A 19397-nucleotide genomic window follows, 5' to 3' on the forward strand; every position below is an offset into this window, starting at 1 on the left:
ACGCATGACTTCGCGAAACAGCACCCCCAGCACCGCGACCACCGCCCACGGCATCGGACTGGCCACGATGCGCAGCGGCACCGTCCTCGACGCCTGGTTCCCCTCCCCCGTCCTCGGCGAGAGCACCCCCGCTGAGCAGGCCGACGAGATCCGTACGAGCCTTCGGGCCGCCGCCCGCACCGACGAGGCCCGCGGCACCAGCCAGGAGGTCGTGGAGCTGACCATCGACACCGGCGCCGCCCCCGCCTCCACGGCCGACGCCTATCTGCGCCTGCACCTGCTCTCGCACCGCCTGGTGCAGCCCACCACCATCAACCTCGACGGCATCTTCCCTCTGCTGCCGAACAACGTCTGGACCGACCAGGGTCCCTGCGCCGTCGACGGCTTCGAACTGACCCGCGCCCGGCTGCGCGCTGACGGCCGCCCACCGGTCGTGTTCGGCATCGACAAGTTCCCCCGCATGGTCGACTACGTGGTCCCCACGGGTGTCCGCATCGCCGACGCCGACCGGGTCCGCCTCGGCGCCCACCTCGCCGACGGCACCACCGTCATGCACGAGGGCTTCGTCAACTTCAACGCCGGCACCCTCGGCACCGCCATGATCGAGGGCCGCATCTCGCAGGGCGTGGTGATCGGCAACGACTCCGACCTCGGCGGCGGCTCCTCCACCATGGGCACCCTGTCCGGCGGCGGCAGCCAGCGCGTCGCCGTTGGTGAGCGCTGCCTGATCGGTGCGGAGGCCGGCATCGGCATCGCCCTCGGCGACGACTGCACCGTGGAGGCGGGCCTGTACATCACGGCCGGCACGAAGGTGACCCTGAAGGGGGACGACGGGGCGGGCGACACCGTGGTCAAGGCCCGGGACCTGTCCGGCCGCAGCGGTCTGCTGTTCCGCCGCAACTCCGTCACCGGCGCCGTCGAAGCGGTCGCGGATCAGCGGAAGGCGCTGCAGCTCAACGCTGACCTCCACGCGAACTGACCGCGTGACCGGTCGCTGACAGGTCGAGGGTCTCCGGGGCGCTCAGCCACGGGATGAGGGCGAGGCCGCACAGGCCGCCGGTGAGGGCGAACGCCCAGCCCCAACCGGCGGCATCGGCGACCAGGCCGATCAGCACCGGCCCCACGACGGCACCGAGGTCCTGCGCCATCTGGAACACGGCGAGGACCCGGCTGCCGGACCTGTCCGAGCCGACGACGTCCGCCACTGCGGCCTGCTGACCGGGATTCACCAGCCCCGCCCCCATGCCGGAGACCAGGCAGCAGGCGAGCAGGAACCAGATCCCCAGCTGTTCGGTGAGGGCGAGCGCCGCCATCCCCACGCCCATCACCGCCAGGCCCGTGATGACGACGGGCCTGCGGCCGTGTCGGTCCACCACCCGGCCAGCGCCCTGCAGCGCCGCCGCGGTGCCGACTGCGGAGACGGCGAGGGCCGCGCCCGCGGCCCAGGCGTCCCCGCGCAGTGAGAACGCCAGCTGCGGCACCACCGCCACCCGCACGCCGAAGTTCGTCCACCCGTTGGCGAGGCCGGAGATCAGTGCGGCGCGGTAGGTGGGGTGCGCGACCGCTTCCTTCGGGGTCATCACCGCCCGGGCGGGCTGACCGGGCTTCGGCCGCAGCGCCTCCGGGCGGATGCCGACGGCCACCACGGCCACGGCGGCGGCGAGCGCGGCGGCGTACACCACGAACGGGGTGCGCAGACCGTAGGAGGCGAGCATGCCGCCGAGGACCGGGCCCACCATGCCGCCGATGAGGAACGCGGATCCGTACGCTGAGCTGACCCGGCCGCGCATTCTCGGTGGGGCGAGCCGCACCAGCAGCGACATCGCGGACACGGTGAACATGGTGGAGCCGATGCCGCCGAGGCCGCGGAACACCAGCAGCTGCACGTAGCTGCCGGCGAACGCCGTGGCGAGTGAGGACAGCGCCACCACGGTCAGGCCGGTGAGGTAGATCCGTCTCTCCCCGAGCCGGGCGGCGAGGGCGCCGCCGGCGGGTGCGAACAGCAGCCGGAACGCCGCGAAGGCGGACACGATGACGGAGGCGCCGGCGACGCCGACGTCGAAGGTGCGGGCGTAGGCCGGAAGCACGGGCGAGACGAGCCCGAAGCCGATGGCGATGACGAAGGCCGCACCGACGAGGACGAGGATCTCCTGGGGGAGCCTTTCGCGGCGCGGCCCGTCACCGGCGCCCCGCCCCGCGGGGCGGACGCTGTGGGTGGGTGTCACTCGGACGGGTTCGCGGCCTCGTGCTTCTTCAGCTCTTCGTGCAGCTCCGCCAGGCGCAGCTCCGAGGTGCCGGTCCGCTCCGACAGCTGGCGGTAGTCGCGCTTGGTCTCACCGGTGTAGATCTGGCGGGGACGGCCGATCTTCGTCTCCGGGTCGGCGACCATTTCGCGCCACTGGGCGATCCAGCCGGGCAGGCGGCCCAGCGCGAACAGCACGGTGAACATCTCGGTGGGGAAGCCGATGGCGCGGTAGATGATGCCGGTGTAGAAGTCGACGTTCGGGTAGAGCTTGCGCTCCACGAAGTAGTCGTCGTTGAGGGCGATCTCCTCGAGCTTCATCGCCAGGTCGAGGCGCTCGTCGTCCACGCCGAGCCGCTCGAGGACCTCGTCGGCGAGGCCCTTCACGATGCGGGCGCGCGGGTCGTAGTTCTTGTAGACCCGGTGCCCGAAGCCCATGAGGCGGATGCCGTCCTCCTTGTTCTTCACCTTCTCCATGAAGGCGCGCGGAGAGATGTCGTTCTCGCGCATCTCATCGAGCATCTTCATCACGGCGGCGTTCGCGCCGCCGTGGGCGGGGCCGGACAGTGCGCCCACACCGGCGGAGATGGAGGTGAAGAGGTTCGCCTGGGCGGAGCCGACGAGCCGCACAGCGGACGTGGAGCAGTTCTGCTCGTGGTCGGCGTGCAGGATCAGCAGCTGCTCCATGGCGCGTTCGATCAGCGGGTCGGCGAGGTAGTCCTCCACTGGGAACGCGAACATCAGGCGCAGGAAGTTCTGGATCAGGCTGCGGTTGTTGTCCGGGTACATCAGCGGCTGGCCGTGCGCCACGCGGTGCGCATAGGCGGCCATGGTCGGCATCTTCGCGATGAGACGGGCGGTGGAGATGCGGACCGCTTCGGTGTCGAACGGGTCGAGGGAGTCCTGGTAGAACGTGGACAGGGCGGACACACCGGCCTGCAGCACCGCCATCGGGTGGGCGTCGCGCGGGAACGCCTCGAACACGCGCTTGAAAGACTCATCGAGCAGGGTGCGCTCCTGGATGGAGACCTCGAAGTTCTCCAGCTGGCTCTTGGTGGGCAGGTCGCCGGTGATGAGCAGGTAGGCGGTCTCCAGGTAGGTGGAGTGCTCGGCGAGCTGCTCGATGGGGATGCCGCGGTAGCGCAGGATGCCCTCATCGCCGTCGATGAACGTGATCGCGGACTTCGTGTTCGCGGTGTTCATGAAACCCGGGTCATAGGTGACGGCACCGGTCTCGGTGCGCAGCGGGCCGATGCCGATCCCGGGGTTGCCCTCCACCGCCTCGACGACCGGCAGCTCCATCGAGCCCCCGTTGTACTGAAGCTGTGCCGAGGTCGTCTCTGCCATTTCCGTATCTCCCCTATGTGAACGTGATCGGCCCCGCACCGGATGGCGCTCTACGGTCGCAGCTGTGACGTGCTGAGTCGGTCAGCCGCGGCACGGATCCGCTCGTCCGATTCGGTGAGGGCAATGCGAACGAAGCTGTTGCCTGCCTCACCATAGAATCTACCGGGCGCACACAGAATCCCCAAGTCCGCGAGGCGCTCCACGGCGTCGTCACCGCTCATGCCGAAGCCGGTCCACAGGTACAGGCCGGCCTGGGAGCCGCTCACCTCACCGCCGGCCGCTTCGATGGCGGGCTTGAGCACGTCGCGGCGTGCGCGGTAGACCGCGTGCTGCCGGCCGACGGAGTCCAGGTCAGCCAGGGCGGTCACCATCGCATCCTGGATCGGACCGGGCATCATCATGCCGGCCTGCTTGCGGATCGCGGTGATCTCCGCGATCAGTGCCGGGTCACCGGCGATGAACGCGGCGCGGTACCCGGCGAGGTTCGACTGCTTCGACAGCGAATAGGTGCACAGCACACCGGTCAGGTCGCCGCCGTTGACGCGGGGATCCAGCACGCTGGGCACCTCGTCCACCGTCCACGGCAGCAGGGCGTAGCACTCATCGCTGGCGATGATGATGCCGCGCTCGCGCGCCCACTCAACGAGGGAGCGCAGCTGCTGGACGTCGAGGACCTCACCGGTCGGGTTGGACGGAGAGTTCAGCCACAGCAGAGCGATCGAGGAGATCTGCTGCTCGGTCAGCGGCGCGGATCCGTCGGCCCCGGAACGGGCCTCGCCGGTGGCGGCGAGGTGCGCGATGTCCACCGGCAGCGGCTGCGCACCGACGAAGCGCGCCCCCATGTCATAGGTCGGGTAGGCGATGTGCGGGAACGCCACGGCGTGCTCGGCGCCGAGGCCGAGCTGGAACGGCAGGTGCGCCACCAGCTCCTTGGAGCCGATGGTGGGCAGGACTCCGTCGGCCCCGAGGCCCGCTGGCGCGCCGCGGTGCTCGCGGGCGAACGCGACCAGTGCCTCCTGCAGCGCGGGAGTGCCAATGGTCTGCGGGTAGCCGTGGGAGTCCGCAGCGGCGGCGAGCGCCTCCTGGATGCCCGACGGGGTCGCATCCACGGGGGTGCCGACCGACAGATTGACGATGCCGTCGCTGTGGGCGGCGGCCCGGGCCTTCGCCGCCTCCAGGGAGTCCCACGGGAAGTCCGGCAGGCGGCTGGCGAGAGGGCGGCGCACAGTCATGGGCGGATCAGCCCTCGGTGCTCTGCGGCGGCAGGGCCTCGATCAGCGGGTGATCGGCATCGATCACGCCCATCTTCGCGGCACCGCCGGGGGCGCCGATCTCGTCGAAGAACTCGACGTTGGCGTCGTAGTAGGCGGCCCACTCGTCGGGGACGTCGTCCTCGTAGAAGATTGCCTCGACCGGGCAGACCGGTTCGCAGGCACCGCAGTCCACGCACTCGTCGGGCTGGATGTACAGCATCCGGTTGCCCTCGTAGATGCAGTCGACGGGGCATTCGTCAACGCAGGCGCGGTCCTTGAGGTCCACACACGGCTGGGCGATGACGTAGGTCATGGTTGATCCTCTCGAAACAGCGGCGGTCGAGGGCTCGCATCAGGCGGGGCCCTCGGACCATTGTCCCACCGAAACGGTCCTTTTCCAGCGCCGGAGGCGCCGCGTCGGTGTGATGTGCGACCGTCAGTCGGCAGTCGTGGGCCGGGCGGAATGCTCGTGGGCGCGGCGCAGCGCCGCGATCTGCACGGCCCACAGGCCCGCTGCGGCGATCAGCGGGATCAGCACGCCGATCAGCTGGATCAGCCACCCGGAGTACTGCGCCTCGCCGTTGACCTCAGCGGGCATGAGGATGCCGCCGCCGGGGCTCGGCCCGGAGAGCATGAGCGCCAGCAGCGCGAACACCGCCGCCAGGATGATCAGCGGGAGCTTGGCATCGAACCAGGCGACCACCAGAACGCATGCAACGACCTGGAACAGGGCGCCGAACGCGAGTCCCCAGGGCACCGTGACGCCGCCGATCTCGGCGCTGACGCGGTGCATCCCGATCAGCACGAAGGCGGAGAGCACGCCGAGCACGGCCCCGGTGGCGAACTGGGCGATGCGCTCCAGTGGTCGACGGGGCGCGCTCGGCGGCTGCGCGGTCACGAGTTCTTGGCGCGCGAGCGGGCGCGGGCGCGCTCGGTCGGATCCAGGTTCACCTTGCGGATGCGGACGATCTCCGGGGTGACCTCCACGCACTCGTCCTCGCTGGCGAACTCGAGGGACTCCTCCAGGGTCAGCTTGCGCGGCGGCACCAGGTTCTCGAAGCTGTCCGACGATGCGGCGCGCATGTTCGTCAGCTTCTTCTCCTTCGTGATGTTGACGTCCATGTCCTCGTTGCGGGAGTTCTCCCCCACGACCTGCCCCATGTACACCTCGGAGGTGGGCTCCACGAAGAACGAGCCGCGCTCCTGCAGGTTGATCATCGCGTACGGGGTGACCGTGCCGGCACGGTCCGCGACCAGGGAGCCGGTGGAGCGGAACTCGATCGGACCCATCCACGGAGCGAAGCCGTCGCTGATGGAGGCGGCGATGCCGGTGCCGCGGGTCTCGGTGAGGAACCGGGTGCGGAAGCCGATGAGACCGCGGGCGGGCACCACGAACTCCATGCGGACCCAACCGGAGCCGTGGTTGTTCATCGTCTCCATGCGGCCCTTGCGGCTGGCGAGCAGCTGCGTGATGGTGCCGAGGTACTCCTCGGGCGCGTCGATGGTGAGGCGCTCCACCGGTTCGCAGGTGACTCCGTCGATCTCGCGGGTCAGCACCTGCGGCTTGCCGACGGTCAGCTCGAAGCCCTCACGGCGCATCTGCTCCACCAGGATCGCCAGCGCCAGCTCGCCGCGGCCCTGCACTTCCCAGGCGTCGGGGCGCTCGGTCGGCAGCACCCGCAGGGACACGTTGCCGATCAGCTCCTGGTCCAGGCGGTCCTTCACCTGGCGGGCGGTCAGCTTGTGGCCCTTCGCGTTCTTCCCGGCCAGCGGGGAGGTGTTGATGCCGATGGTCATGGAGATCGACGGGTCGTCCACCTCGATCATCGGCAGCGGCTTCGGGTCGTTGATGTCGGTGAGGGTCTCACCGATCATGATCTCCGGGATGCCGGCGACGGCGACGATGTCCCCGGGGCGGGCGGGGCGGGTCATCGGCTCGCGCTTGAGGCCCTTGGTCTCCAGCAGTTCGGTGATCTTCACGGTCTTCATCTCGCCGTGCTGGGTGGCCCAGGCGACCTGCTGGCCCTTGGTGAGCTCACCGTTGAAGATGCGCAGCAGCGCGAGACGGCCGAGGAAGGGGGAGGCGTCCAGGTTCGTGACGTGCGCCTGCAGCGGCATGTCGGTGTCGTAGGACGGCGCCGGGATCGTCTCGATGATGGTCTTGAACAGCGGCTCCACCGTCTCCTCATCCGGCAGTTCGCCGTCGGCGGGCTGGTTGAGGGAGGCGCGGCCGGACTTGCCGGAGGCGTACACGACGGGCACGTCGAGGACGGCGTCGAGGTCGAGGTCGGGGACCTCATCGGCGAGGTCGGAAGCGAGGCCGAGCAGGAGGTCGGTCGCTTCGCCCACGACGTGGTCGATGCGGGCGTCGGGCCGGTCCACCTTGTTGACCACGAGGATCACCGGCAGCTTCGCGGCGAGCGCCTTGCGCAGCACGAAGCGGGTCTGCGGCAGCGGGCCCTCGGAGGAGTCCACCAGCAGCACCACGCCGTCCACCATGGACAGGGCGCGCTCCACCTCGCCGCCGAAGTCGGCGTGCCCCGGAGTGTCGATCACGTTGATGGTGATCCCGTCGGGCTCGCCGACGGCGGCCGCGGTGGGGCCGGTGTACCGGATCGCGGTGTTCTTCGCGAGGATGGTGATGCCCTTCTCGCGCTCGAGGTCTCCGGAGTCCATCGCACGCTCGTCGTGCTTCTCGTGGTCGCCGAACGCACCGCCCTGGGTGAGCATGGCGTCCACCATGGTGGTCTTGCCGTGGTCGACATGGGCGACGATCGCGACGTTGCGGAGATCAGTGCGCAGAGTCTGAGTCATGAAGGGCCTAACTGTGGCGTGTGCGAGGACGCGAGAAGCGCGCCGCGTGGAAGTCTATCGCGGCGCGCTTCTCGTCATCAGAGGCGGGGCGTGTGAAAGAGGCGACTGTCCTCCCCCGCCGGGGCGTCAGCCGTCAGCGCGGTGGGTGGGGGCGCGGTGGGAACCCGTCGGCCGGCCGACGGGGGCCGCCTCCTGGGAGCCGTCCTCGCTGATCGTCTCGGAGCCGGCCAGCGGGATCGAGCCGCCGGGGATGGCGCCGAGCAGACGCTGCGTGTACTCCTGCTGCGGGCTGTGGAACACCTCGTCCGTGGTGCCCTGCTCGACCACGCGGCCCTTCTCCATCACCAGGGTCGCGTCCGCGATCTGGCGCACCACCGCGAGGTCATGCGTGATGAAGATGTAGGACAGGCCGAGCTCCGCCTGCAGGTCGTTGAGCAGCTCGAGGACCTGCGCCTGCACGAGCACGTCCAGAGCGGACACGGCCTCATCGCAGACCACGACCTCCGGGTCCAGCGCCAGAGCACGCGCGATCGCGATGCGCTGACGCTGGCCGCCGGACAGCTCGTTCGGGTAGCGGCGCAGCATGGCGGCGGGCAAGCGGACGTGGTCCAGCAGCTCGCGCACCTTCTTGTCGCGGCTCTTCTTCGACCCGATGCCGTGGATGCGCAGCGGCTCCTCGATCGTGGTGAAGATCGAGTACATCGGGTCCAGAGTCCCGTAGGGGTTCTGGAAGATCGGCTGCATGCGGCGGCGCAGACCGAGAACGTCCTTGGCCGATTTGAAGGACGCGATGTCCCGGCCGTCGAACCGGATCTCACCGGAGGTGGGCTCGAGCAGCTTCAGCACCATCTGCGCCACGGTGGACTTGCCCGACCCGGACTCGCCCACGATGGCGGTGGTGGTGCCGCGCTTCAGGTCGAAGGAGACGTCGTCCACCGCGGTGAACGGAGTCGTGCTGAACGGCGAGGCGCCGCGCAGCTGGAACACCTTGGAGAGGTTGCGGACCTCGATGATGTTCTCGTTGACCGGGTCCGCATCGCCCTGGGCGGCGGACTGCTCCGCCGCGTGCTCCTGCGCCTGCTCAGCGACCTCCTCGCGCTGGTGGATGGAGGAGAGCCGCCGCGAGGCCAGGGAGGGCGCCGCAGCGATCAGCCGCTTGGTGTACGGGTGCTGCGGCTTCTGCAGGATCTCCAGCGCCGGGCCGGACTCCACGATCTGGCCCTTGTACATCACCACGAGGTGCTGGGCGCGCTCGGCGGCGAGTCCGAGGTTGTGGGTGATCAGCAGCACCGCCACTCCGAGGTCACCGGTGAGGGTGTCGAGGTGGTCGAGGATCTGCTGCTGCACGGTCACGTCCAGCGCGGAGGTCGGCTCATCGGCGATGAGCAGCGACGGGCGCGCCGCCAGGCCCATCGCGATGAGGGCGCGCTGGCGCATACCGCCGGAGAACTCGTGCGGGTACTGCCGGGCGCGGCGCTCCGCATCGGGCAGGCCCGCTTCCTCCAGCAGCTGCACGGTACGCTGACGGATCTCCTGCTTGGAGCCCTTCACGCCGTTGGCGCGCAGCGCCTCGTCGATCTGGTAGCCGACCTTCCACAGCGGGTTGAGGTTCGACATCGGGTCCTGCGGGACCAGTCCGATCTCGCTGCCGCGCAGCGCCATGATCTGGCGTTCGCGCTGGTGCGTGATGTCCTCGCCCTGGAAGCGGACGGTGCCGCCGGTGATCCTGCCGTTCTTCGGCAGCAGGTGCGCGATCGACATCGCGGTGGTGGACTTGCCGGAGCCGGACTCGCCGACGATGGCGACGGTCTGGCCGGGGTACACGGTCAGGGATGCGCCGCGGACGGCGTTGACGTCACCGCTGGAGGTGGAGAACGTGATGTCCAGATCGGAGATCTCCAGCAGCGGTGCAGTGGTGGTGGTCGTGCTCATCTGCTTCTCGTCCTCGCGGCTCATCGCTTCTTCGCCTTCGGGTCCAGGGCATCGCGGACGGCGTCGCCGAGCATGATGAAGCTCAGCACCGTCACCGCCAGGCCGATCGACGGGTACATCAGCTGCATCGGGTGGGTGGTCAGGGACGTCCTCGCAGTGGAGATGTCACCGCCCCAGCTCACGACGGTGGGCGGCAGGCCCACACCGAGGAACGACAGGGTCGCCTCCGCCACGATGAACACGCCGAGGTTCACGGTCGCGGTCACGATGATCGGCGCGAGCGCGTTCGGCAGCACGTGCCGCATCAGGTTGGAGAACCTCCCGGCGCCGAGCGCCGTGGAGGCCATGACGAACTCCTGGCTCTTCACCCCGATGACCGCGCCGCGCGTGATGCGGGCGATGTTCGTCCAGCCGAACACGGACAGCACGAGGATCACCACCCAGATCGAGTCGATGCCCTGGAAGCGGGCGCCGATGACGATCGCACCGAGGATCAGCGGGATGGCGAAGAAGACGTCGACCACGCGGGAGACGATCTCATCGACCCAGCCGCCGACGTACCCGGCGAGAGCACCGATCGCGGCACCGATGAGGGTGGAGCCGATCATGGTGAAGAAGCCGACGATCACCGAGGTGCGGGTGCCGTGGATGACGCGGGAGAAGATGTCGTAGCCCTGACGGCTGGTGCCGAAGGGGTGCTCGCCGCTCGGGTCCTGGTTGGCGTTGGCGAGGGAGCCCGCCGTCGGGTCCTGCGAGGTGAACACCCCGGGGAACGCGACCACGAACAGGATGAAGGCGATGAGGATCGCCGAGACGATGAACACCGGGTCGCGCAGCAGCGAGTGCGCGGCCTGGCGCCACATGGAGCGCGGGGTGCTGGTGTCGTCGAACGCGTCGACGTCCTTCAGCGGCGTCTCCGACAGCGGCGCGGTGTAGTGCTCCTGACCCGGGTGGGGGGCGGCGGTGCGGCGCTCGGGGGACATGGACTGGCTCTGGTCACTTCTTGGCATAGCGGATCCTCGGGTCGAGAACGGCGTACAGCACGTCGACGATCAGGTTGGAGATCAGGAAGATGATCACCATGAGCGTGACGACGCTGACGGTGGTCGGGCTGTCGCTGCGCTGCAGGGCGCGGAACAGCAGCGAGCCGACTCCGTTGATGTTGAAGATGCCCTCGGTGACGATCGCGCCGCCCATCAGGGCGCCGAGGTCGGCACCGATGAAGGTGACCACGGGGATCAGGGAGTTGCGCAGGATGTGCTTGGACACCAGGGCTCCGGAGGACAGGCCCTTCGCCTTCGCCGTGCGGACGTGGTCGGCCGGCACGTTCTCGGCGACGCTGGTGCGGGTCAGGCGCAGCACGTACGCGAACGACACCGCACCGAGCACGGTCGCCGGGAGCAGGAGGTTCGTGAACGACGGGTCGTTGCCGACGTTCACCGGCACGAGCTTCAGCTGAACGCCGAGGATCACCTGCGCCACGAAGCCGATGACGAAGGTCGGGACTGCGATCACCAGCAGGGACAGCATCAGGAAGGTGGTGTCGATCCACGTTCCCTTCTTCAGGCCGGCGATCACACCGGCGACGATGCCGAAGACCGCTTCGATGATGACGGCCATGATCGCGAGCTTCGCGGTGACCGGGAACGCTCGACGGATGTCGTCGATGATGGGGCGTCCGGAGAGGTTGAGGCCGAAGTCGCCCTGGATCACTCCCACGATGTAGAGGAGCCATTGGACGAGGATGGGCTTGTCGAGGTTGTACTGGGCGCGCAGCTGCGCCTCCACCGATGGCGGCAGCGCCTTCTCCCCCGCGATCGCCTGGATCGGGTCGGAGCCGGTGGAGAACATCATCAGGTAGATGAGCAGAGTGGCACCCAGGAACACCGGAATGATCTGCAGCAGTCGCCGCCCGATATACCAGAGCACAGGGATGGGCCTTCTCTTGGGGAACAGGGACAGTCGCCCGCGGCAGGGTCTCTGCTTTGAGCAACTGCCATTTGATGCCGGACACGTTGCCGCTTTGACCAATCCGCCTGGTCAGACCACCGATCTCCCCGGGCCGGCGTCGCCTCAGTATCCTCCAGGAGGCATCCGGATCCGGAGGCGACAATGGCGCCATGACTGAGAACACCGCTCCTGCCTCCCCTGTGGACCCCACCACCACCGATGCCTGGCGCGCGCTCGAGCAGCACGACGCCGAGCTCGACGGCTCCCTGCGCGAATGGTTCGGCTCCGACCCTCAGCGCACCCAGAAGCACTCCCACAGCGCCGGCGATCTGTTCGTCGACCTCTCCAAGAACCTGGTCACGGATGAGACCGTCGGCCTCCTGCTCCGCCTCGCCGAGGAGACCGGCGTGCTGCAGCGCCGCGACGCCATGGTCCGCGGCGAGCACATCAACACCACCGAGGACCGCGCTGTCCTCCACACCGCGCTGCGCCGCCCCGCCGGCGCCTCCCCCACCCTCGAGGTCGACGGCCAGAACATCGACGAGGACGTCCATTCAACGCTGGATCGGATCGCCGAGTTCGCGCGCGCAGTCCGCTCCGGCGAATGGACCGGCGTCACCGGCAAGCGGATCGAGACCGTGGTGAACATCGGCATCGGCGGCTCCGACCTCGGCCCCGTCATGGTGTACGAAGCGCTGCGGCCCCTCGCCGACGCCGGGATCAGCGCCCGCTTCATCTCCAACATCGACCCGACGGACGTCGCCCAGACCACCGCGGACCTCGATCCGGAGACCACCCTCGTCATCGTCGCCTCCAAGACCTTCACCACGCTGGAGACCATCACCAACGCCCGCCTGGTGCGGACCTGGCTGTTGGACGGCCTCGCGGCGAAGGGCGTCGGCGAGGACCGGCGGGACGATGCGGTCGCGAAGCACTTCGCCGCGGTCTCCACCGCTCTGGACAAGGTGGAGGAGTTCGGCATCGACCCGAAGAACGCCTTCGGCTTCTGGGACTGGGTGGGCGGGCGCTACTCGGTGGACTCCGCGATCGGAACCTCGCTGGCCATCGCACTCGGCCCCGAGGTGTTCGCCGAGCTGCTCGCCGGCTTCCACACCATGGACGAGCACTTCCTCACCGCCGCCCCCGAAGAGAACGTGCCCCTGCTGATGGGCATGCTGAACATCTGGAACGTCAACTTCCTCGAGGCGGAGACCCACGCGGTGCTGCCGTACTCGCAGCTTCTGCACCGCTTCCCCGCCTACCTGCAGCAGCTCACCATGGAGTCCAACGGCAAGTCCGTGCGCTGGGACGGCACCGCCGTCACCTGCGAGACCGGGGAGATCTTCTGGGGCGAGCCCGGCACCAACGGCCAGCACGCGTTCTACCAGCTGATCCACCAGGGCACCCGGATCATCCCCGCCGACTTCATCGCGTTCGCCGAGCCGAACCACCCGCTGAAGGACGGCGAGACGGACGTCCACGAACTGTTCCTCGCGAACTTCTTCGCCCAGACCAAGGCACTCGCATTCGGCAGGACCGCTGAGGAGGTCGAGGCGGGCGGCACCGAAGGGGCGCTGGTGCCGGCGCGGATGTTCTCCGGTGACCGTCCCACCACCTCGATCATGGCGCCGAAGCTGACGCCGAGCACGCTCGGTCAGCTGATCGCGCTGTACGAGCACATCACGTTCGTGCAGGGCGCGGTGTGGGGCATCAACAGCTTCGACCAGTGGGGCGTGGAGCTCGGCAAGCAGCTCGCGAAGGACCTCGCGCCGGCGGTCAGCGGTGACCAGGCGGCAATGGAGGCCGAGGACCAGTCCACGCGCGCTCTGATCGAGTTCTACCGCGGCTCCCGCCGCTGACGGGGGCGCCATGAAGATCGGCATCCTCACCTCCGGCGGTGACTGCCCCGGCCTCAACGCAGTGATCCGCGGAGCGGTCCTCACCGGTGACACCGTGTACGAATCGGAGTTCGTGGGCTTCGTGGACGGCTGGCGCGGCGTGGAAAGCGGGGAGGTGATCCCGCTTCCGCGCCGAAAGGTCCGCGGCATCGGCCGCACCGGCGGCACGATCCTCGGCACGTCCCGATGGAACCCGTTCCACGGCGGGGCCGACGGAGCCGCTGCAGTCGCCCGGTCCATGGAGGAGACCGAGGTCGACGCCCTCATCGCCATCGGCGGCGACGGCACCCTGTTCACGGCCCACCGGTTGGCGCAGCGGGGAATCCCGATCGTCGGTGTGCCGAAGACCGTCGACAACGACCTCGATGCCACGGACTACACGTTCGGGTTCAACACGGCGGTGGAGATCGCAACGGAGAGCCTCGACCGACTGCGCACCACGGGCGACTCCCACCACCGCTGCATGGTGGCGGAGGTGATGGGCCGATCCGCCGGCTGGATCGCGCTGCACTCCGGGATGGCGAGCGGCGCGCACGTCATCTGCATCCCGGAGTTCCCGCTGTCGATCCAGGAGATCTGCGACTTCGTCACCGCCCGGATGCGGCGCCAGCCGCGCCGCTCCCCTCTGGTGGTGGTGGCGGAGGGGTTCACACCGTCGGATGCGTCCGAGTCGTTCAGCGACTACGAACTGGACGAGTTCGGGCGGCCCGTCCTGGGCGGGGTGGCGCAGAAGCTCGCGCCGATCATCGAGGAGCGCACCGGGATCGAATCCCGAGCCACGGTGCTCGGCCACATTCAGCGCGGCGGTGCGCCCACCGCATACGACCGCATCCTGGCGACCCGCTTCGGCATGGCCGCGGTGCAGCTGGTGCACGCGGGAGCGTTCGGCCGGATGGTGTCGCTGCGGGGGACGTCCGTGGTGGACGTTCCGCTCAGCGACGCGATCGATTCGGTGAAGACGGTGCCGCGGGAACGGTGGGATGAGGTGCGGCGGCTCTTCGGCTGACCGCACCGAACGAACCTGATATCTTGACCTCAAGACATTTCCGAGTTGGCAGGGACCTGCCAGAACCAGGAGTTGCGATGTCCCGCATCATCTACACCCGTACAGACGAAGCCCCGATGCTCGCCACCGCATCGCTCCTGCCGATCATCGACGGCTTCACCGACCAGGCCGGGGTGGAGGTGCAGACCCGCGACATCTCCCTCGCCTCCCGCATCCTCGCCGCTTTCGCCGATGTCCTCCCCGAGGACCAGAAGGTGCATGACGCCCTCGGTGAGCTCGGCCAGCTGGTGAAGGACCCGTCGGCCATCATCATCAAGCTGCCGAACATCTCGGCTTCCGTCCCGCAGCTCACGGCCGCCATCCGGGAGCTGCAGGCCGACGGGTACGACCTCCCGGACTACCCCTCCTCCCCTACCACGGACGAGGAGAAGGACGCCCGCGCCCGCTACGACGCCGTCAAGGGCTCCGCCGTCAACCCGGTGCTGCGCGAGGGCAACTCGGACCGCCGCGCGCCGCAGGCGGTGAAGAACTTCGCGAAGGCCCACCCGCATTCGATGGGCGAGTGGTCGGCCGAGTCCCGCACCAGCGTCGCCACCATGGACGGCAGCGACTTCCGCTCCAACGAGACCTCCCACGTCCTGGAGAAGGACGACACCCTCACCATCGTGCACGTCGCCGCCGACGGCACCGAAACCGTGCTGAAGGAGAGCCTGCCGGTGCTGGAGGGTGAGATCATCGACTCCACCGTCATGGACGCCGCCGCGCTCGATCAGTTCCTCACCGAACAGATCGCTGAGGCGAAGAAGCGGGGCGTGCTGTTCTCCCTGCACCTGAAGGCCACGATGATGAAGGTCAGCGACCCGATCCTGTTCGGCCACACGGTGCGCGCCTTCTTCCCCGCCCTGTTCGAGGAGTGCGGGGACGCGCTGCAGAAGGCGGGCCTGTCCGCCAACAACGGCCTCGGCGGCATCCTCGGCGGCCTCGACCAGCTCGATGACGCCACCGCTCAGCGCGTCTGCGACCTCGTCCAGCAGGGCCTCGAGGAGGGCCCCGAGCTCGCGATGGTCGACTCCGACAAGGGCATCACGAACCTGCACGTCCCCTCCGATGTCATCGTGGACGCGTCCATGCCGGCGATGATCCGCGCCGGCGGCACCATGTGGGGCCCGGACGGCACCGAGAAGGACACCCTCGCGGTCCTGCCGGACTCCTCCTACGCCGGCGTCTACCAGGCCACCGTGGAGGACTGCCGGACGCACGGCGCGTTCGACCCCGCCACCATGGGCACCGTCCCGAACGTCGGCCTGATGGCGCAGAAGGCGGAGGAGTACGGCAGCCACGACAAGACCTTCGAGATCGCCTCCGACGGCGCCGTCGAGATCCGCACCGCCGCCGGGGACGTCCTGCTCCGCCAGGAGGTGAGGACCGGAGACGTCTTCCGCTCCTGCCAGACGAAGGACGCCCCGATCCGCGACTGGGTGCAGCTCGCCGTGCGCCGCTCCCGCGAGTCCGGCATGCCCGCCGTGTTCTGGCTGGACGACTCCCGCGCGCACAACCGCGCCCTCATCGAAAAGGTGACCGCCTACCTCGCCGAGGAGGACACCGACGGCCTCGACATCCGCATCCTCGACCCGGTCTCCGCCACCCAGCACACGCTGGATCGGGTGCGCCGCGGCGAGGACACCATTTCCGTGACCGGCAACGTGCTTCGCGACTATCTGACGGACCTGTTCCCGATCATGGAGCTCGGCACCAGCGCGAAGATGCTGAGCGTGGTGCCGCTGATGAACGGCGGCGGCCTGTTCGAGACCGGGGCCGGCGGCTCCGCCCCGAAGCATGTGCAGCAGCTGGTGGAGGAGAACCACCTGCGGTGGGACTCCCTCGGTGAGTTCCTCGCCCTCGCGGAGGCGCTGCGGCACCTCGCCCGCACCACGGACAATGAGCGTGCGCGCATCCTCGCGGACGCCCTGGACCGCGCCACGGAGACCCTGCTGAACGAGGGCCGCAGCCCGAGTCGCACCACCGGGGAGGACGACAACCGCGCCTCCCACTTCTACCTGGCGATGTTCTGGGCCGAGGAGCTCGGCCGGCAGGACGATGCGGAGGTCGCGGCCCTGTTCCAGCCGATCGCCGAGAAGCTGCGAGCCGGCGAGGAGATGATCCTCAACGAGCTGAACAGCGTGCAGGGCTCGGCCGTGGACATCAAGGGCTACTACTTCCCGGACCAGGACGCCGTCTCCGCCGTGATGCGCCCGTCCACCACGCTGAACACCATCATCGACGCTCTGCGCACCCGCTGATCACGCAACCAGCGCCGTGAGCAGAACCAGGCGCCGCCGCACTGGCCGATGGGCCGGGACGGCGGCGCCTGCGCTTTCTCACATGACCTGACGAGCCAGGGCGACGAGCGCGACCACGATGATGACGCCGCGCATCAGCCATTCGGGGAAGCGCTTCGCCAGGTGCGCCCCGAAGTAGGAGCCGATCAGGGAACCGACCCCGACGACGAGCACCCCGAGCCACACGACGGGGGCGTCGAACACCACGAACGCGACGAGGTACACCAGGGCCGCGCACACGTTCACGATCAGAGACAGCAGGTTCTTGATGCCGTTGACCGACCGCATCTGTCTCCCCGTGAACGACCCGAGGATCGCCAGGTACAGGACGCCCTGCGCGGCCGTGAAGAACCCCCCGTACAGGCTGGCGCCGCTCATCGCGGCGATCAGTCCCGGGCTGCGGAGGCGGCGGGCGGCGAGCTCGTCCCTGTCGGCCTCCCCTCCCCCACCGGAAGCGGAGCGGGCGCGCACGCGCCGGGCGATCAGCGGCTGGCAGACCACGAGCACCAGCGCCACCACGATGAGGACCGGCACCACCCAATCGAGGACGTCGGAGCTGGTGACGAGCAGCAGACCGGCACCGGCGAGCGCCGCGATCGTGGTGGTGACCATCAGCGGCTTCAGGTGCGGCAGATCCTCGCGGATCTCGCGGCGGTAGCCGGCGACGGCGCCGATGGTGGAGAACACCATGCCGATGGTGTTGGTGCGCACGGCGGCGCCGGGCGGGACCCCCATCGCCAGCAGGACGGGGAGGGTGAGGAGGGACCCGGAGCCGACGGCGGCGTTGATGGCACCGGCGACGACTGCGGCGACGGCCAGGAGCACGAGGGAGAGCGGATCCATCGCTTCACCATAAGCCGCGGAGACAGGGAACGGCCCGGCGGTCGATCAGTGAGATCGCATCCGCCGGGCCGCATCACCGGGTCCGGTGCGGGTGGGCGTCGGTGTCAGAGGCCGGCGCTGCCGGGGGTCTCGCCGGTGAGGGCGCTCCAGGCGGCGTCGTAGTCGGGCTCCTGGCCGATCTCCGGCACCTGCTCGGTGTACAGGATCGTGGCGTCCTCGTCGGCGACGACGACGGAGCGGGACAGCAGACCCTTCAGACCGCCGGACGTCATGGTGACGCCGTAGTCCTCACCGAAGTCGGAGCGGAATGCGGACGCTGAGACGACCGAGTCGATGCCTTCGGCCCCGCAGAAGCGGTCGAAGGCGAACGGCAGATCCTTGGAGACTGCAAGGACCACCACGTCGCCCTCGCCGTCGGCCTTCTTATTGAACTCGCGGACGCTGGCCTGGCAGACGCCCGTGTCGATCGACGGGAAGATGTTCAGAACGAGTCGCTTGCCGGCGAAGTCGTTCTTGGTGATCTCGCTGAGGTCGGTGCCGACGAGAGTGAAGTCGGGGAGCTTTTCGCCCACCTTCGGCAGGTCGCCGACGGTCTCGACCTGCTCGCCGCGCAGACTGATCTGGGCCATGGTCATCCTCCTGGAGTGCTGGTAGTTGCTGTGCCGGTGCCACTGTCAGCCATGAAGCTGACAAAGCCCTGACGTGTCACTTCTCGGTGGCGCCGGTGGCATCGTCCACGAGCGGGTGGCCGGGCTCGTCCAGCATGCGCTGCTTCGCCTTCTCCACATCGAACCGGGCCTTCGGCCACTGCGGGTCGATGTCCTCCAGCGCCTGGATCAGCAGGTTCTGCACCGCGAGACGGGCGTACCACTTGCGGTCCGCGGGGATGATGTGCCAGGGGGCGGTGCGGGTGCTGGTGGCGGCGATGGCGGCGTCGTACGCATCCATGTAGTCGTCCCAGCGGCGGCGCTCGGTGAGGTCGGAGACGGCGAACTTCCAGTGCTTGTCCTCCCGCTGCAGGCGTTCGAAGAGGCGCTCCCACTGCTTGTCCTTCGAGATGTGGAGCATGACCTTGAGGACGATGACGCCGTCGTCGGCCATCTCCTTCTCGAAGGTCTTGATGGAGCGGTACCGCTTCGCGATCTCCTCGTCATCGGCCCAGCCGTGGACGCGGTGGATGAGCACGTCCTCATAGTGGGAGCGGTCGAACACGCCGATCATGCCGGGCTCCGGCTGGTGCGGGCGGACGCGCCACAGGAAGTGGTGGGACTTCTCCTCCTCGGTGGGCGCCTTGAACGCGGTGATGTCCACGCCCTGCGGGTCGACCGCCCCCACGACGTGGCGCATGATGCCGCCCTTGCCGGAGGTGTCCATGCCCTGGACCACCAGGAGCACGCTGCGACCGGCGCGGCGCCCCGGAACGCGACCGGAGTGGGCGGCCCATAGCCGCTCCTGCAGTTCGGACAGGCGCTCGGACTGCAGGGCGAGGAGCTCCTGACCGGCGGCCTTGTCACCGTCGAAGCCGGGCGTGGAGCGCGGGTCGATGTCGCGGACGCTGACCTTCGCGCGCTGGGACGGCTGGACGCAGAAGCCGGCAGCGGTGAGCTTCTCCGCCTTCTTCTCGACCTTCTTCTGCTCGGCCTTCTTCTTCTCGGCTTTCTTTGCGGCCTTCTTCGCAGCCTTCTTGTCGAGCTTCTTCAGCTCGTCGGTGCGGGTGGCGGACTTCTTCGCGGCCTTCTTCTCGGCCTTCTTCTTCGATGGTGACATGGGGCA

Annotated in this window: 16 protein-coding genes; 4 read left to right on the forward strand and 12 right to left on the reverse strand. The window is 68.9% G+C overall.

Translation table 11 applies throughout. The features are described 5' to 3' along the window. The first annotated feature begins 4 nt into the window (after positions 1-4). On the forward strand, positions 5-979 hold the full coding sequence (gene dapD, locus R3I40_RS06825; RefSeq protein WP_239376079.1) for a 2,3,4,5-tetrahydropyridine-2,6-dicarboxylate N-succinyltransferase: 975 nt from the start codon (positions 5-7) through the stop codon (positions 977-979). Here dapD and R3I40_RS06830 read toward each other — a convergent pair. The 9 genes from R3I40_RS06830 to R3I40_RS06870 all read right to left on the reverse strand — a co-directional run bounded on the left by R3I40_RS06830 (position 954) and on the right by R3I40_RS06870 (position 11517). Then, a complete protein-coding gene (locus R3I40_RS06830; protein WP_259923546.1) occupies positions 954-2225 on the reverse strand; it encodes an MFS transporter in 1272 nt (423 codons plus the stop codon). The genes dapD and R3I40_RS06830 overlap by 26 nt on opposite strands. Then, positions 2222-3589, reverse strand: a complete 1368-nt coding sequence (locus R3I40_RS06835; protein WP_183375089.1) for a citrate synthase — start codon at positions 3587-3589, stop codon at positions 2222-2224. The genes R3I40_RS06830 and R3I40_RS06835 overlap by 4 nt, the downstream gene beginning before the upstream one ends. A 50-nt stretch (positions 3590-3639) precedes the next feature. Continuing rightward, a complete protein-coding gene (gene dapC / locus R3I40_RS06840; RefSeq protein WP_259923547.1) occupies positions 3640-4821 on the reverse strand; it encodes a succinyldiaminopimelate transaminase in 1182 nt (393 codons plus the stop codon). 7 nt (positions 4822-4828) lie between these two features. Next, entirely contained in the window at positions 4829-5155 is a 327-nt protein-coding gene (gene fdxA, locus R3I40_RS06845) for a ferredoxin (RefSeq protein WP_259923548.1), read from the reverse strand. A gap of 123 nt (positions 5156-5278) precedes the next feature. Further along, positions 5279-5740, reverse strand: a complete 462-nt coding sequence (locus tag R3I40_RS06850; protein WP_259923549.1) for a hypothetical protein — start codon at positions 5738-5740, stop codon at positions 5279-5281. Next, on the reverse strand, positions 5737-7656 hold the full coding sequence (typA, locus tag R3I40_RS06855) for a translational GTPase TypA (protein ID WP_183375097.1): 1920 nt from the start codon (positions 7654-7656) through the stop codon (positions 5737-5739). Before typA ends, R3I40_RS06850 begins: the two co-directional genes overlap by 4 nt. A 126-nt stretch (positions 7657-7782) precedes the next feature. Beyond that, positions 7783-9612, reverse strand: a complete 1830-nt coding sequence (locus R3I40_RS06860) for a dipeptide ABC transporter ATP-binding protein (protein WP_317699900.1) — start codon at positions 9610-9612, stop codon at positions 7783-7785. Then, positions 9609-10598, reverse strand: a complete 990-nt coding sequence (locus R3I40_RS06865; RefSeq protein ID WP_183375099.1) for an ABC transporter permease — start codon at positions 10596-10598, stop codon at positions 9609-9611. The genes R3I40_RS06860 and R3I40_RS06865 overlap by 4 nt, the downstream gene beginning before the upstream one ends. Then, entirely contained in the window at positions 10585-11517 is a 933-nt protein-coding gene (locus R3I40_RS06870; protein ID WP_239376071.1) for an ABC transporter permease, read from the reverse strand. The genes R3I40_RS06865 and R3I40_RS06870 overlap by 14 nt, the downstream gene beginning before the upstream one ends. A 191-nt stretch (positions 11518-11708) precedes the next feature. Here R3I40_RS06870 and pgi point away from each other — a divergent pair, with 191 nt between their 5' ends. The 3 genes from pgi (at position 11709) to R3I40_RS06885 (ending at position 16742) form a co-directional block, all read left to right on the forward strand. Next, a complete protein-coding gene (pgi, locus tag R3I40_RS06875; protein WP_259923552.1) occupies positions 11709-13397 on the forward strand; it encodes a glucose-6-phosphate isomerase in 1689 nt (562 codons plus the stop codon). A 10-nt stretch (positions 13398-13407) separates the two neighbouring features. Beyond that, positions 13408-14442 carry an ATP-dependent 6-phosphofructokinase gene (locus tag R3I40_RS06880; protein WP_183375105.1) on the forward strand — a complete coding sequence of 345 codons (1035 nt, stop codon included), beginning with the start codon at positions 13408-13410 and terminating at the stop codon, positions 14440-14442. 77 nt (positions 14443-14519) lie between these two features. After that, positions 14520-16742 carry an NADP-dependent isocitrate dehydrogenase gene (locus tag R3I40_RS06885; RefSeq protein WP_317699902.1) on the forward strand — a complete coding sequence of 741 codons (2223 nt, stop codon included), beginning with the start codon at positions 14520-14522 and terminating at the stop codon, positions 16740-16742. A 78-nt stretch (positions 16743-16820) separates the two neighbouring features. Here R3I40_RS06885 and R3I40_RS06890 read toward each other — a convergent pair whose 3' ends face one another. From R3I40_RS06890 to R3I40_RS06900, 3 genes are all read right to left on the reverse strand, one after another. Beyond that, positions 16821-17624 carry a sulfite exporter TauE/SafE family protein gene (locus R3I40_RS06890; RefSeq protein ID WP_285261921.1) on the reverse strand — a complete coding sequence of 268 codons (804 nt, stop codon included), beginning with the start codon at positions 17622-17624 and terminating at the stop codon, positions 16821-16823. A gap of 104 nt (positions 17625-17728) precedes the next feature. Next, positions 17729-18253 carry a thiol peroxidase gene (gene tpx, locus R3I40_RS06895; RefSeq protein ID WP_183375111.1) on the reverse strand — a complete coding sequence of 175 codons (525 nt, stop codon included), beginning with the start codon at positions 18251-18253 and terminating at the stop codon, positions 17729-17731. Positions 18254-18329: 76 nt separating this feature from the next. Then, complete coding sequence (locus R3I40_RS06900) at positions 18330-19391, reverse strand: PPK2 family polyphosphate kinase (protein ID WP_285261920.1); 1062 nt, start codon at positions 19389-19391, stop codon at positions 18330-18332. Positions 19392-19397 lie beyond the last annotated feature (6 nt).

Origin of the sequence: Helcobacillus massiliensis (genome assembly GCF_033106145.1) — a bacterium.
Taxonomy (GTDB): Bacteria; Actinomycetota; Actinomycetes; order Actinomycetales; family Dermabacteraceae; genus Helcobacillus; species Helcobacillus massiliensis.

Coding starts and splice junctions, on each gene's coding strand:
- dapD (WP_239376079.1), top strand. CDS start 5: ATGACTTCGCGAAACAGCACCCCCAGCACCGCGACCACCGCCCACGGC.
- R3I40_RS06835 (WP_183375089.1), bottom strand. CDS start 3,589: ATGGCAGAGACGACCTCGGCACAGCTTCAGTACAACGGGGGCTCGATG.
- dapC (WP_259923547.1), bottom strand. CDS start 4,821: ATGACTGTGCGCCGCCCTCTCGCCAGCCGCCTGCCGGACTTCCCGTGG.
- fdxA (WP_259923548.1), bottom strand. CDS start 5,155: ATGACCTACGTCATCGCCCAGCCGTGTGTGGACCTCAAGGACCGCGCC.
- typA (WP_183375097.1), bottom strand. CDS start 7,656: ATGACTCAGACTCTGCGCACTGATCTCCGCAACGTCGCGATCGTCGCC.
- R3I40_RS06860 (WP_317699900.1), bottom strand. CDS start 9,612: ATGAGCCGCGAGGACGAGAAGCAGATGAGCACGACCACCACCACTGCA.
- R3I40_RS06865 (WP_183375099.1), bottom strand. CDS start 10,598: ATGCCAAGAAGTGACCAGAGCCAGTCCATGTCCCCCGAGCGCCGCACC.
- pgi (WP_259923552.1), top strand. CDS start 11,709: ATGACTGAGAACACCGCTCCTGCCTCCCCTGTGGACCCCACCACCACC.
- R3I40_RS06880 (WP_183375105.1), top strand. CDS start 13,408: ATGAAGATCGGCATCCTCACCTCCGGCGGTGACTGCCCCGGCCTCAAC.
- R3I40_RS06885 (WP_317699902.1), top strand. CDS start 14,520: ATGTCCCGCATCATCTACACCCGTACAGACGAAGCCCCGATGCTCGCC.
- R3I40_RS06890 (WP_285261921.1), bottom strand. CDS start 17,624: ATGGATCCGCTCTCCCTCGTGCTCCTGGCCGTCGCCGCAGTCGTCGCC.
- tpx (WP_183375111.1), bottom strand. CDS start 18,253: ATGGCCCAGATCAGTCTGCGCGGCGAGCAGGTCGAGACCGTCGGCGAC.
- R3I40_RS06900 (WP_285261920.1), bottom strand. CDS start 19,391: ATGTCACCATCGAAGAAGAAGGCCGAGAAGAAGGCCGCGAAGAAGTCC.